We start from the raw sequence: 13,300 nt of genomic DNA, 5'->3' as shown, positions 1-13,300 counted from the left end.
CAATTCAATAGCTGCTATCAGCCCCGCCAGGCGAGACTGCGCGGACCGGCGTGCTCCCAAACGTAGTCGTGGTGAGCGCGCAGCGGCCTCGTTGGATCAGGCCATAGCATTCGTCTAAAGGATCGTTAGATTTCGGCATATGCGATACCGGTGAAATTGCCTTGGGACCAGAGCACGTTGCGTTTGTTCTTCCCATCGAGATCCGCAGAATAGATTGATCCGGCGAGGTCAGTGACGAACATCTCGTTACCTGGAACGTTGAGGGCTATGCCGATCCCCTCCATGAGGTGCGTGATCAGGATCTCTGGACCACCCTCGGTATCCGGTCTTGCCCGATTGACAGTGTTGCCGCGGGGAGGGTCGCCGCGGTCAGTCCAATAAAGGATCCGGTTCGACAAATCGAACTCTAAGTGAATCGGTTCCGGCAAACCGCCGTAGAGCAACTCGACATCCGAGCGATTCGCCGGCTCCTCGCCGTTTGGAGTAGCGGTGTTGGCCCGAAAGATGCGGCCTAGCCCGCCATTTTCCGGACCTTTCTGCGTCCAATACATCTGCTGACGCTCGGTATCGATCGTGATGCCCACGCACCATCTGGTTGGATCCCGTCGATCGACCTCGCCGCGACCGGCCTCGATCAGCGTCTCGATCTCTGACCCATCGAGATTGCAGCGCATCACGCGCATTCCTTCACGGTCACACCAATAGAGCTTGGCGTTCTCTTCATCGAGTTGGATCTGCTTTGGCGTGAACGTCGCACCGCGTGGGACAATCACTTTCCGAGCCCTTCCATCAATGTCAGCCCGCTCGATCGACCCGTCGTTGACATCGATGGCTGAACCCATATTGGTCCAATAGACATGACCGGCACGGACATCGACGGCGAGACCGTCCGGAAGTTGACAATCGGTGACAATAACCTCTCGATTGGTGCCGTCCGGTTTCATGGCCTGAACGCGGTTGGTGCTGACCTCGAGAAAAAATAGCCGGCCAGCTGCCGGCTTCGGGCCAATCAAAGGCTTCAAATTGGGGGTACTAGCACCCGGCACGCTTTTCGCCTCGTGTGATATGTAACGTACGCTAGTCGCTGACGAGCTCGAGCTAGCAGCATTTGCCAAGCAATCTCATCGCGTCAGGCTCGGCTGAAGCGCGCTTTGAATTATCTGAGGCTTGAAGCATCTGAGCATCTTGCATCGCCGTCCCTTGCAAGCCTAGTCGGGCGGAACTATACAGTCCTTGGCAAGTAACGGAGCAAGAGCTGGGCCAACTCACAACGGTCTGTGGCAGCTCTGACCGCCGGAATCTGCCAAAGCCCACGATGGCCTGATTGTGCTGGCGTGCTTCTGAAAGAGAGCGGCACAGCTTTCTTGCTTCAAATCCGACAGCATTGCTGCGAGTGACCTTGGACAACAAAGCCGACGCAATCTGCCGCCCTGCTTGACGCTTGCAGTTACGGCCATCAGACGGAAGACAGACAGAAGTAGATCAGCGGCGTTTTTTTCACGGGTCGTGATCGACCCTCGCGTACGATCAACCGCGGTGATTGGATGAAGAAGCATCCGCCGAATCGACGTAGATTGTCGCGCCGACCTGCACACGACGCAGGTCCTGCTGGTATCCACCGGCTCTCGCCCTATGAACCGTCTCGATGGCTGGAGGATTCTCTGCACCGAAGATGAGGACCTCCGCGAGGACGCGGCCGGTCATCGTGGACGGTCGCGAAATGCCAAGCAGGCTGAGCACGGTCGGTGCAAAGTCGCAGATACCCGAAGGCACATGCGATTCCACGCCGCTTCTGAACAATGGGCCCGCTAGGATGCCAAGCGACGACATTTCCCTGGCGTTCAGCCCGCCGTGCACGCCGAGCCCAACCGGCGAGTTCGGACTCCAGCAGCGGCCGGGAAGGCCAAAGGGATCGAGACCATCATCCCCCCGAAACGAAAACAAAATGTCGGCCGACCGGGGATGATCGGCGAAGACCAGATGGCGGGCGAGGCTACCTGGTGCGATCCCCTCCTCCCCGCTCTTAGCGGCCGTAAAAACCGGTCCGCACCAAGGGCGCTCCATCATTGCCGCAACCAAGCGGCTGATGGCGCGGTCGGATGGCTCCGTCAAGTAAATGGCGCCAACCTGCCCCGAGATGACGACCGCGTCGGTCCCCGGTCCTGGCACTTGGCCACAGCGCATCCCAGTCGCCTTCAACGTGTCCAAGAGATCAGCCTGCGCGTGCACCGTGACATGGCCATGATCGGATGCTACGATAAGGTGCACGCCTTTCGGCGCCCCTTCAGATTCCCACCATTCAAGCACGCGGCCAAATTGGCGGTCGAGAAAGCCGATCACCTCCAGAGTCCGCGTCGCGCCGATTCCGCAATAATGCGACGAAGTGTGAGGCTCGCCGAAGGAGAGAATTGCGACATCGGGCTGAATTTGGGGCCAGACCTCATCAAGCAGCGCCGATGTTAGAAAGGCTTGAGCGGAAAGATCCGGGGTACCGTGAGGCGTCGGCGCGGGCGTCGGCCCAAGCCGCGCTTCGACCCTTTCGAGCATTGTGGCCGACGTCGCGACGCGAGGGAAATGACCCGAGAGCGTCACTTGGCTGAGCGATCGAGCCTTGTGGTTCAGCATGCGAGTTGCTCCCGCCGAATTGGAGGCGAGAACCGCAAACGTCTTGCCGTTGGCCGCGAGGATCTCGCCCAGCGATGGCGCACCGACCAGATGGCCGCAGCTCGCGGCATCGAGGTCCTCGACCAGGCGGTCGTCGCTCGTGTCGATCAAGCGCGGCGCTGCGGCCACGCGATCGAGAAACCTGTTGCCGACAATGCCGTGACGATCTGGCGTCGCGCCAGTGATCAGGCTCGTCAGTGAAATCCGGGTCTCGCTGGGGTAGATGGTGCGCTGTCGCGCCAGAGTAGCACCTCGGCGCTTCAGTCTATCCAGGTTCGGCGTCAGCGATCGACTAATCAGATCGGGCCGAAGCCCGCCAAATAGCACGATGATAACGCGGTTTGGACCTGATGACATAGTGGCATGCTCGCTTAGCTATATGTTTCATGGCTCGTCACGGCTGCTCACTTGAAGCGCCGTCACACGGTGAGAGATCGGCACACGCTGGGTATGACTATGCCACCGATACTTTTGGCGCCGTCCATGTGATCCTTTCGTCGTCCCGTCACGACTTTCGCTCAGGACGCGAGATCGTGCCGTTATCGTCACGCACGACAGCCGCTCTCAGACACAATACCTGGGCCGGTTATCCTGAAGACACACTCCGTCCCTCGCGAAGCATTGTCGTCCCGATGATGCCTTCTCTCGCGAGTTCAGCAACATCGCTATCGGAGAGCTCGAGAAGCCCAGTCAGGATCTCGCTGTTGTGCTGCCCCAATGTCGGCGCTGCCGCACGAATCGTATAAGGTCCTGCCCCTTCGCGGATCGGCATCGATGGCTGTAGATGCGCGCCTATGAAGGGGCGCTCGACTTGTTGCAGAAATGCCCGCGACCTTAGATGGGGATCCTGGAGCAGGTCGATTGGATGCCGAGCTACGCCGGACGCAACCCTTACCGACTGCAATTCGAACATCGCCTGATCTGCATCACGGGCGCGCGTCCAGGCTTCTATAGCGTTCTCGATGTCGTCTTCAATGCTACGGCGGGCTTCTGCAGAATTAAGCGATGCGTTCATGGCCCAGTCTGGTCGACCAATAAGAATGGCAAGCCTCTGCCACATCTCATTGTCGGTGGCGGCTACTATAAGCCAGTTATCCTCGCCCGCGCATCGAAAGCAGCCGTGAGGCACGAACTGCGGATGCCGATTGCCGTACCTTTTCGGCGGCATACGGTCAATCGAGTGGACAGTGAACCATGGCGCCGCAAATGGCAGCATGCATTCGATCTGGGCAAGATCAATAAGCTGTCCTTGCCCGGCATCACGGGCCCAAATCAGCGCGATCAGAATTGCGGCGCAGCCGTTCAAGCCGCCGATAGCATCTCCGAAGGCAATATGGCTCATCACGGGCGGCATGTCGGACTTTCCGACCACAGTCGGCAAGCCCGAGCCCTGTTCGAGAGTCGAGCCGTAAGCCCGACAATCGCGATAAATACTATCCACGCCAAACGCGGACAGCGACAGCTTAACCAGTCGAGGGTTGAGCGCTCGGAGCACATCAAAGCCTAGTCCGAGCTTCGGCAGGACATCTACTGAATAATTATCGACGACAATATCGGCTTTCGACACAAGTTCCTTAACAAGAGCGAGACCTCGTGGCCGCGTGAGGTCGAGTGTAATGCCGCGTTTGTTGCGGTTCATGATGCAGAAGCATGGCGCCCGCTCGTACATTTTATCTTCGATGAAAGCTGGGCGTCGGTCGACGCCGCGCCACCAATCGGGATGTTGGATGGCCTCGATTTTGATGACGTCCGCACCAAGATCCGCCAGGATGCGCGTACACAACGGTCCTGACCACCCCATCGAGAAGTCCATCACGCGAACCCCATCCAAGGGCGGCCGTCCGGCATCAACGCTGGCCGCTGAAGGTGAAGGCAGACGCCTCCGGAGGTGCGCGATAGCTTGCTGTCCGCCCGCAGCCGGAACCTTACCACCTCGGCGCGGCGGAGTTAACGTCAGGCGTTGCATCGAGCCGGCGGTCAGGCCCTGCTCTCCGTCAAGGACAACAGGCACGATCGCGCCGCGCTCTTTCATCTCAGCGTCGTAGAGAAGCTCAGACATTTTGGGCACTGGCACGATAGGAATCTTACGTTTACGCCCCTCGGTAACCCACTGCTGCGATGTACGCGTTTTCAGTCTCGGTGCGAATTGTTGTTCGATCTGTTCAATGTCTTGCAGACGATCCTTGCCAAGGAGCAGATCCGGATTGTCTCCAAGTTCGGAAAGGTCGAGCATATCGCAGAACGCTCTCCACTGAGCGGGTGTGAAGGCTGTAACGCCAAGCCATCCCCTTTTTGTTTCGTAAATACCCGCCGGAAAGACCGGCCAGAAGCGATTGATGCCAATACGGCGTACGACGTCGCCTTGCGCCGATGCCTCAAAGATGAGGTATTCGCTGAGAGCGAGGGTCGATTCGAAGATACTGAGTGACCACCTCCGGCCCTGCTCGCCCCGCATTCGAGCAATCACCGAAGAAGCCGCGGCAATAAACGCCCACAGGCCGGCAAGAATACCCGTCTGGAAATCTGGAGCGTGTGAAGGTGGCCCCTCTGCCGGCCCAACCAGCTTGATGAGGCCAGCAAGTGCACGGACGGTCGAATCTGTCGCTGCAAAGTCCGTATAGGGTCCTCCACGCCCGAACCAGCTCGCCGCAACGTGGATCAAGCCGGAGTGTCGGTCACGGATCGCAGCGACATCAATGGGCGGGCAATTCGCCGAATCAACATCCCGACCATCGATCAAGACATCGCAACCCTCGACCAGTGCAGTTAGTCGGGCGATTGCGCCCGCGTCCGCAGGATCGAGGATAGTGCTCGATTTGTTGAAATTGAGAAATGCGAACCACGCACTTTGGCCCTTGGGAGTGAGTGGCGCAGTACGGCGTATTAGATCTCCCCCCGGCGGCTCGATCTTCTGAACGGCAGCCCCGAAATCTGCGAACAATCGAGCGCAATAGCTGCTTGCGTCCGAGCTGCCGATCTCGATCACCCTCAGATGTGACAATACCCCCGGAGACTGTTTCCTTTTGCTATCCATACCATGCCCCAAATATCACTCGCCGAATCCGCGTCTCGACGAGCAAGCGTGCCGCCGCCTAGCAGGCCATGGGTATCCCGGCCGTCGTGGTATAGCGATCAAGGGCCCGTTCTGTAGCCGGTACGCGGAATCGAGCCTGAGCACGGCGGAAATGACGTGGACCCGAGCGACAATGACTAGGACACTCGACATCCGGCTCGAAGAAGCAAAATGTCATTGAGTGGCCGGCGCTTGCCTGTCCACGGCGGAATGAATTGCCGAATTTGTGCAGAACGTAGGAACACCTGGATGCAGACAAGGCCATATGCGATCTCTTCGCTCTCGTAGAGGAAGTGACGCCAACGCAGCAACAATCGTACCAATCACGTCGCGCGCGCAATTCATAACGCAAGACAAGGGCTAGATAGACATTGCATCTCGTTCGACGCAATCAAGCGAATTGACGCAATTATCACAAAATGTGCGGAATGAGACAAAGCGTCCGCTTGCGCTCGGCTATCTGCCGAACAAGATCCAATAGGCGAATGTCGCAACACTCTCCGTTGGTGGCGGCGCCTCGCTCCATTCCTCGTAGTCAACTACCAACGCTCGCAATTGATCCAGTGGAAGGACATGTGTCACTGCAGATTAGGACGAGCGCTACAATTGCGTGCCGTCAGCGGTCGAATGCAACAGGAGCTCTCTACCTCATGGAAACGTAGTGTGACTCGGACGCGCAATGGCCGAGCGCGGCCTCAGATGTCACCGGAGATATTTCTAGCTCTCGGGCTGTCGATCGGTCCGCTCTGAGTTACCGCGCCTTCAGCGTCTTTCGTTGCTGCCCCAGCTTCCTCAGAGGTGAGAGGTTTGCCGGCCTGATGAGCGACATCATCTGCTCCTGAATGCACTTTCATCTAGAGGGACATGCGATCATGCAATCATCTGCAGCATCATCTAGCGCCGCTTTAGTTTCCAAAGGCTCGCCCGATGGCCCTGACCGTGCGCCCAACATTGCGCAGATAATCAGGTGGCGCGACAGCTCCTATGCCGCGGATCTCTATATTGCGGCAGTCTCATGGCTTGATCTTTTTACCTACCTTGATGGTCATCCGGTAACGGAGGAGGAACTTCGGGTCCATTTCTCTCTTCGGGAGCGTCCGACGCGGACCATGCTTCGCCTCTTCGAATCGTGGGGCCTCATCACCAAGGAAGCCGGCCGGCTGCACGCAACCGCCGCGTCCGTTCGGTATCTGAGTGGAAACTCCCCGGATAGCGTCGCATCGTATATCGCTACAATGAAGTATAAGCCTTCCGTTCGGGAGCTTTACGAAATTTTGCGAGATGGCGGCGCCGACACCTGGCACATTGAGCGTGGTGTGACAAAAAGCTGGGACGCCCTGATGCAGACCGACGAGTTCGCCGACCTGAATACACGCGGGATGGAGGAGCGAGGGCGGGTTTTTGCTCCACACCTTGCAGCTCTTCTTGACTGCACGAACGACAGTTCTGTCCTCGACGTGGGCGGTGGATCGGGCGTGTATTCCGCCTATTTGCTAATGCGCTATCCCGCACTCACAGCGACCATTTTGGAACGGCCACCCGTTGACCAGCTTGCGCGGAGATGTCTCACGGATCGAAATCTTTACCCGGATCGCGCCCAAGTCATAGCTGGAGACATGTTCGTTAACCCGCTGCCAAGGGACGCAACCCTCCATCTTTATTCGCACGTTCTTCATAATTGGGGATCAGACAAGGTCCGCCTTCTCCTGAACAAGTCTTACGACGCCCTTCGTTCCGGCGGGCGCCTGGCGATTTTCAGCTGCCATCCGGACGACCGTGGAGGCCATCCGTCTCCGGCTGCTGAAGCAGAATATTCCGTGCTGCTCACGACAGGGTATGAGGGCTGCTGTTACAGCTTCGAGGACATGCGCACGATGCTTGAGGACGCTGGCTTCAAGCAAATCGATTACCACAAATCTATCTGCAACCGCAGCTTAGTTGTCGCACGAAAGGCCACCTAAAATTCAAGACGGGTTGAGAGGCAGTTGGTACTGCGCTGCTCTTCATCAATTTCGTGAGTCCGACATGCCGATCCAGACCAACGTTCTGTTGTCGAAGCTCCGGACGGCTGGGTACAGTCTGTTCTCCGGCGTCCCCTGTTCACACTTTGGGGACCTGTTCGACGAAGCGGCTCGTGAGCCTGGATTCTTGGCGATCCCTGCAGCCAATGAAGGCAGTGCAGTTGCCCTGGCCGCGGGTGCGGTGCTGTCTGGTCGCCGAGCAGTGGTGGCGCTTCAGAACTCCGGCCTCGGAAATATCATCAACCCGTTGACGTCACTCTTAATGGTCAGTGAAATACCGGTCCTGCTCCTCCTATCCGTCCGCGGTCATCCCGATGAGCCTGCGGACGAGCCACAACACACGATGATGGGAGCCAAGACAACGGCCCTCCTAGACTTGCTCTCTATCGAGTGGTGCGACTTCGATGGAACTGATTCCGGATTGGATCACGCAATCGCGCGCAGCGACGAATTATTTCGCAAAGGGGCGTCTTTTGCGCTGCTCTTTCGGAGTGGCCAGCTATCCAGTTCGATCGCAGGAAAACGACCGCCGAGCACGATCGGCTATGACCTCAGTGTCGGGGAGGTCATCGAGACGATTTGCAAGCAGATCGACTCAGATACCCTCATTGTCTCTACGTCCGGATTTATCTCTCGTGAGCTGTTCCGGGTCCGGGATCGTCCGCTGAATCTCTATATCCAGGGCTCGCTGGGACATTGCAGCGCGGTCGCTGCAGGACTCGCGCTTACGGCGCCTACCAGAACGGTCCTGGCACTGGATGGAGACGGCAGCGTACTGATGCACATGGGGACTCTGTCCACCATTGGCTACACAAGCCCAAACAACCTGATCCACGTGGTGCTAGACAACGAAGGCTACGTTTCAACAGGTGGCCAGCTCTCAACCTCACGAACATCATCTCTCGACGCCGTTGCCTCAGCTTGCGGGTATCGCACCACCGCCCTTTGTAAACGGTCAGATCATCTCATAGAGGTCACGCAGCAATGCTTGAGGACGAGTGGCCCTCATTTCATAGTTTGCAAGGTCAATCAGAAGCATCCGTCTCGGCTTCCTCGCGTCACCTCCCGATATTCGCCTCTTCAGAACAAGACCACGTTCCAGCGAGCGCTCCACAACCGCGGCAGCGAGCCGGCTACAGCATGGTAGAAGGAAATAGTGATGCACCGGAAGCTATCATATTCGACTCTGGCCATCCTGCGCCTGGCCTACATTGGCGCTCCTTTCCAAAGCGACCTGCCATCAAACAACCGCTCCGACGGCTCCGCTCGCCGCCAGTGGAGCTATTCCCGGCGAAGACGAGACACATTCCGGCAATCTCATAGTCACATCCTGGTTGAGCTATCGCATGCCTGATACCGATCAAGACTATCATCCGATGCTCATAGCAGGTTCGGCTTCCCATTCGGACCTGACGATCGACGTAAGGAATCCTTTCACGGGGACGCTTGTGGGCAAAGTGCCGCAGGCACGACCGGACCATGTACGAAAGGCGTTTCAGGCGGCGGCGCGAACCCGTCCCCAGCTGACCCGACGCGAACGGACGGATATTCTCCTTGGGACCGCAAGCGCGATTAGACGAGATCAAGACCAGCTCGCGCGGCTAATTACGTCCGAGACTGGTCTCTGCCTGAAAGACGCTCTGCATGAGACCAAACGCGCCTGCGACGTCTGGTCGTTTGCCGCCCACGCACTGATTCAGAGCGAGGGCGAGATTTATCCATGTGACATTGGCACAACTCCTCACGAACGACGCATCTTTGCCATGCGCAGGCCTCTTGTCGGTGTGATCTCAGCAATTACTCCATTCAATCATCCTCTCAATCTTGTCAGCCATAAACTTGCTCCCGCCATCGCGACAAACAACCGGGTGGTCCTAAAGCCATCCGAGCGCGCTCCACTGACCGCCCTGGCGCTTGGCAGGATACTGTTTGAGCAGGGACTGCCAGAGGAGATGCTTTCAATCCTGACGGGAACTCCGGACTCGTTGCAAGATGCTATGTTCACCGACCCGGATGCGGAGCTGGTGACATTTACAGGGTCCGTTGGCGTGGGGCGATACATCGCCGAGCGGGCCGGGTACCGGAAGCTCATACTCGAGCTCGGAGGGAACGACCCAATCATCGTTCTTGGGGATGCTAATCCCGAACGTGCGGCGTATTTGGCCGTCCAAGGTGCAACCAAGAATTCGGGTCAACGATGCACAGCCGTCAAGCGGGCGTTGGTAGCCGGAACTATCGCAGACGATTTTGCAGATCGCGCGCTCCATTACATGCGGCAGCTCATGACCGGCGACCCCAGCGATCCATTTGTGGACGTCGGGACCGTGATCAGCCAAGAGGCCGCTCAAGTTATCGCCCGACGTGTTGCCGGTGCGATTGATGATGGTGCGGTCCGGCTACTCGGCAGTCGGCCTCACGGCGCATTTTATCCACCTACGCTTCTGGATCATGTTCGGGCGACCTCCGAACTTGTTGTTGAAGAAACATTCGGGCCCGTGCTTCCGATCATCCGTTGCCCGAACGATATCGATCAAATCATATCAATTGCGAATGCGACCAAGTTTGGACTTTCCGCGGGTGTTTGCTCTAACCGGATTGATCATGTCACAAGATTGATCAATGGTCTCGACGTAGGAAGCGTGAACGTATGGGAAGTCCCCGGTTATCGGACCGAAATGACGCCCTTCGGCGGGATCAAGCAATCCGGGCTCGGCTATAAGGAGGGTGTTCTCGAGGCGATGCGCGGCTTCACCCAGGTGAAGACGTACTCCCTCCCGTGGCCGGTCTAAGCCTTCAACGGGCTACAGCATTCCGAAAATCGATTCGTGGAAAGGGCAAGAGCCCGGTTGCCGCCAGCACTAGTGGACGCGTTGAAGACCCTCACGGAGCGAGGATTTCTGGTTCCTGATAGCCACCAAGAGCGAAGATGAAGCGGAAATCGGACCAGGTAAAGCGCCGGCAGGACGAGTGCCAAACGCATTCCGCGTCAGACACGCCCGCAGCGCTCGGAGAAGCGACGATCCGCATCATGCTGGAACGACGCAAGCATCCCGAGATGCTTTCAATTACCCACGAATTCATCCTGCATACCTTCCGCCCTTCCAGTTGTTCGCACCAGAACTTCCACCTCGACTCTGCTTTTGCGCGTGGATCAGCTCCTGACTAGATGAAGGAACCTCAGCTAAGTCCAGCATTGGTTCTTCCTCCATGTCGCTCGCGCAGAGATTAGAGTACCGGCATTCGCAATCGTTGGTCATGTCGCCGCAGTTGATGCAGGCGATCAAACTGCTGCAATTGTCCAATCTCGATCTCACAGCGTTCGTGGAGGAGGAGCTCGAGCGCAATCCTCTGCTCGAGCGCGCCAGTGGCGAGGCAGCTGGCGTCGAATCCCTGACCGGGGGCGGTGAGGTCAGCGCCGAACAGCCGGCCGCGGCGGCCGCGCGCAACGACCAGGACGCGGCGCCGACTGCCCACACCGAATGGGGCGGCGCCTCCTCGGGTGACGAAGACTACAATCTTGAAGCTTTTGTCGCGGCCGAGACAACATTGTTAGGCTCTCTCGCCGAGCAGCTCTCGGTCGCCGTCACCTCACCCACGCAGCGGATGATCGGGCAGTATTTGATCGACCTCGTCGATGAAGCCGGCTATCTGCCGCCCGATCTCGGCGGGGCGACCGAGCGGCTTGGGGCAACGCAAGAGGACGTCGAGAATGTTCTTGCCGTGCTGCAAAAATTCGATCCGCCCGGCGTCTGCGCGCGCAATTTGAGCGAATGCTTAGCGATCCAGCTCCGCGAGCTCGACCGCTACGATCCCGCGATGCAGGCGCTCGTCGAGCATCTCGATCTCCTCGCCAAGCGCGACATTGCGAGCCTGCGCAAGCTCTGCGGCGTCGACGATGAGGACATCGCCGACATGATCGGCGAGATCCGCCGGCTCAATCCCAAGCCCGGCATGAAGTTCGGCTCGGCGCGGCTCCAGACCATGGTGCCCGACGTCTATGTCCGCCCGGGTCCGGACGGCGGCTGGCATGTCGAGCTCAACAGCGACACCTTGCCGCGCGTGCTGGTCAACCAGACCTACTATTCCGAGCTGTCGAAGAAGATCGGTAAGGACGGCGACAAGTCATATTTCACTGATGCACTGCAGAACGCGTCGTGGCTGGTGCGCGCGCTCGACCAGCGGGCGCGCACTATCCTGAAAGTTGCAACCGAGATCGTGCGCCAGCAGGACGGATTCTTCACCCATGGAGTCGCGCATTTGAACCCGCTGAATCTAAAGGACGTCGCCGAGGCCATTCAGATGCATGAATCCACGGTCTCACGCGTCACCGCCAACAAATACATGGCGACAAATCGCGGTACATTCGAGTTGAAATATTTCTTCACCGCGTCAATCGCCTCGGCTGATGGCGGCGAGGCGCATTCGGCCGAAGCCGTGCGTCACCACATCAAGCAGCTGATCGATTCGGAGGAGCCCGCAGCGGTCCTCTCCGACGATACGATCGTGGAACGGTTGCGCGCTTCGGGGATTGATATTGCCCGCCGCACGGTCGCGAAGTACCGCGAAGCCATGCGCATTCCTTCCTCGGTGCAGCGCCGTCTCGACAAAGAGTGGGTGACAATCAACAGCCGAGCATCGGCCATATCTCGCCGTCCTCCCAAGCCGTTGATTGGGGAGCCCGAAAGCGACCCTTTGTCCTAACTACCGAAAAGCGGCCTTGAACTTCGTCGGGCGTTATTACTCGCCTCGGACTGCGTTGGCCAGGAGCGATAAGCAACGACTGGAGTGCTGCGATATTGGAGAACGAGACCTTCCCCGGCTCGGCTCGATCACATCATCGAGATGAAATCCGTTATTAGCGCGCAGCTGGAGGGCGGATGGGGGCTCTTGGAGGGTGCAATTCGGGGAGGTTTAGATGATAATCCCGGCGGCCGCTGCTACCAACGCGCGGCTTTGGATTAGATCATGAGCAACGTTGCTCGAGGCAACACCGCCGATCGCGATGGGACGCGGCTTCTTCGCCTCAGAGACTTTGCGCGGCAGGTCGATGACGAGAAAGCTCAGAAGGCAGTTGGCACCATTCTCGTGCGCTTTGCACGTTTCGCCCCAAGCAGGTTGGCAAAGCCGCCGACAGTGGTCTAGACAATTGCGCTAGAACAATCGTAGCCCGCAAACGGCAGGAGCGGAAGCGGCACTGGTGCCTCGCCTTTTTCCGAGCCAGCGGCGAAGCCCGTCAGCTTCTCGCAAGGTTTCCGGGGTAACGGTGCCGTCCTTGTATACGAAAGACGTGGTGAGACCGGGACAATCATACCCATCTAAGAGAGCGCTTTTGATGAAGGTCCAGCACGCGTGGAATGATCATGAGACCGGCTAGAAGTCGCAAGAGCCCCTTGATCAGCAATTAGCGAATGCTCCCAAAACTCACTCCGTCTCAGGTGGTGCTTATCAAGAAATAGATTGACGGAGCATCTTCAGCAGGCAATCCAGCCAGAGAAAACGCGCCGGACCCACAACAGAGCACGGTGCGGAGCTATACTGGCGC

General features: G+C 58.2%; 9 protein-coding genes. 6 read left to right on the top strand and 3 right to left on the bottom strand.

Going from position 1 to position 13,300, the window contains the following annotated elements:
- Positions 1-125: 125 nt before the first annotated feature.
- The 3 genes from GGD63_RS35240 to GGD63_RS35230 all read right to left on the bottom strand — a co-directional run bounded on the left by GGD63_RS35240 (position 126) and on the right by GGD63_RS35230 (position 5,698).
- On the bottom strand, positions 126-1,046 hold the full coding sequence (locus GGD63_RS35240) for a 3-hydroxyacyl-CoA dehydrogenase (RefSeq protein ID WP_312013479.1): 921 nt from the start codon (positions 1,044-1,046) through the stop codon (positions 126-128).
- Between the two features lie 481 nt (positions 1,047-1,527).
- Complete coding sequence (locus GGD63_RS35235) at positions 1,528-3,021, bottom strand: alkaline phosphatase family protein (RefSeq protein WP_183249164.1); 1,494 nt, start codon at positions 3,019-3,021, stop codon at positions 1,528-1,530.
- A gap of 229 nt (positions 3,022-3,250) precedes the next feature.
- Entirely contained in the window at positions 3,251-5,698 is a 2,448-nt protein-coding gene (locus tag GGD63_RS35230; protein WP_183249163.1) for a CaiB/BaiF CoA-transferase family protein, read from the bottom strand.
- A 911-nt stretch (positions 5,699-6,609) separates the two neighbouring features.
- Between GGD63_RS35230 and GGD63_RS35225 the strand changes: the two genes are divergently transcribed.
- The 6 genes from GGD63_RS35225 (at position 6,610) to GGD63_RS35200 (ending at position 12,900) form a co-directional block, all read left to right on the top strand.
- Positions 6,610-7,698 carry a methyltransferase gene (locus GGD63_RS35225; RefSeq protein ID WP_183249161.1) on the top strand — a complete coding sequence of 363 codons (1,089 nt, stop codon included), beginning with the start codon at positions 6,610-6,612 and terminating at the stop codon, positions 7,696-7,698.
- A 64-nt stretch (positions 7,699-7,762) separates the two neighbouring features.
- The gene (gene aepY / locus GGD63_RS35220) at positions 7,763-8,905 is read left to right on the top strand and encodes a phosphonopyruvate decarboxylase (protein WP_183249159.1); all 1,143 of its coding nucleotides are present in this window, start codon (positions 7,763-7,765) and stop codon (positions 8,903-8,905) included.
- A gap of 199 nt (positions 8,906-9,104) precedes the next feature.
- Positions 9,105-10,547: a phosphonoacetaldehyde dehydrogenase gene (phnY, locus tag GGD63_RS35215; protein ID WP_183249157.1), complete on the top strand. Its 1,443-nt coding sequence runs from the start codon at positions 9,105-9,107 to the stop codon at positions 10,545-10,547.
- A gap of 137 nt (positions 10,548-10,684) precedes the next feature.
- Positions 10,685-10,924, top strand: a complete 240-nt coding sequence (locus GGD63_RS35210) for a hypothetical protein (protein WP_183249156.1) — start codon at positions 10,685-10,687, stop codon at positions 10,922-10,924.
- Between the two features lie 41 nt (positions 10,925-10,965).
- Positions 10,966-12,459: an RNA polymerase factor sigma-54 gene (gene rpoN / locus GGD63_RS35205; protein WP_246785789.1), complete on the top strand. Its 1,494-nt coding sequence runs from the start codon at positions 10,966-10,968 to the stop codon at positions 12,457-12,459.
- Positions 12,460-12,723: 264 nt separating this feature from the next.
- On the top strand, positions 12,724-12,900 hold the full coding sequence (locus GGD63_RS35200; protein WP_183249154.1) for a hypothetical protein: 177 nt from the start codon (positions 12,724-12,726) through the stop codon (positions 12,898-12,900).
- Positions 12,901-13,300 lie beyond the last annotated feature (400 nt).

The organism is Bradyrhizobium sp. cir1 (assembly GCF_014198245.1).
Taxonomy (GTDB): Bacteria; Pseudomonadota; Alphaproteobacteria; order Rhizobiales; family Xanthobacteraceae; genus Bradyrhizobium.
This window is presented reverse-complemented; position numbering and strand designations above follow the sequence as displayed.

Excerpts from the sequence above, each read along its gene's own strand:
- GGD63_RS35235 (WP_183249164.1), bottom strand. The coding sequence starts at position 3,021 with ATGTCATCAGGTCCAAACCGCGTTATCATCGTGCTATTTGGCGGGCTT.
- GGD63_RS35230 (WP_183249163.1), bottom strand. The coding sequence starts at position 5,698 with ATGGATAGCAAAAGGAAACAGTCTCCGGGGGTATTGTCACATCTGAGG.
- GGD63_RS35225 (WP_183249161.1), top strand. The coding sequence starts at position 6,610 with ATGCAATCATCTGCAGCATCATCTAGCGCCGCTTTAGTTTCCAAAGGC.
- aepY (WP_183249159.1), top strand. The coding sequence starts at position 7,763 with ATGCCGATCCAGACCAACGTTCTGTTGTCGAAGCTCCGGACGGCTGGG.
- phnY (WP_183249157.1), top strand. The coding sequence starts at position 9,105 with ATGCCTGATACCGATCAAGACTATCATCCGATGCTCATAGCAGGTTCG.
- GGD63_RS35210 (WP_183249156.1), top strand. The coding sequence starts at position 10,685 with ATGAAGCGGAAATCGGACCAGGTAAAGCGCCGGCAGGACGAGTGCCAA.
- rpoN (WP_246785789.1), top strand. The coding sequence starts at position 10,966 with ATGTCGCTCGCGCAGAGATTAGAGTACCGGCATTCGCAATCGTTGGTC.
- GGD63_RS35200 (WP_183249154.1), top strand. The coding sequence starts at position 12,724 with ATGAGCAACGTTGCTCGAGGCAACACCGCCGATCGCGATGGGACGCGG.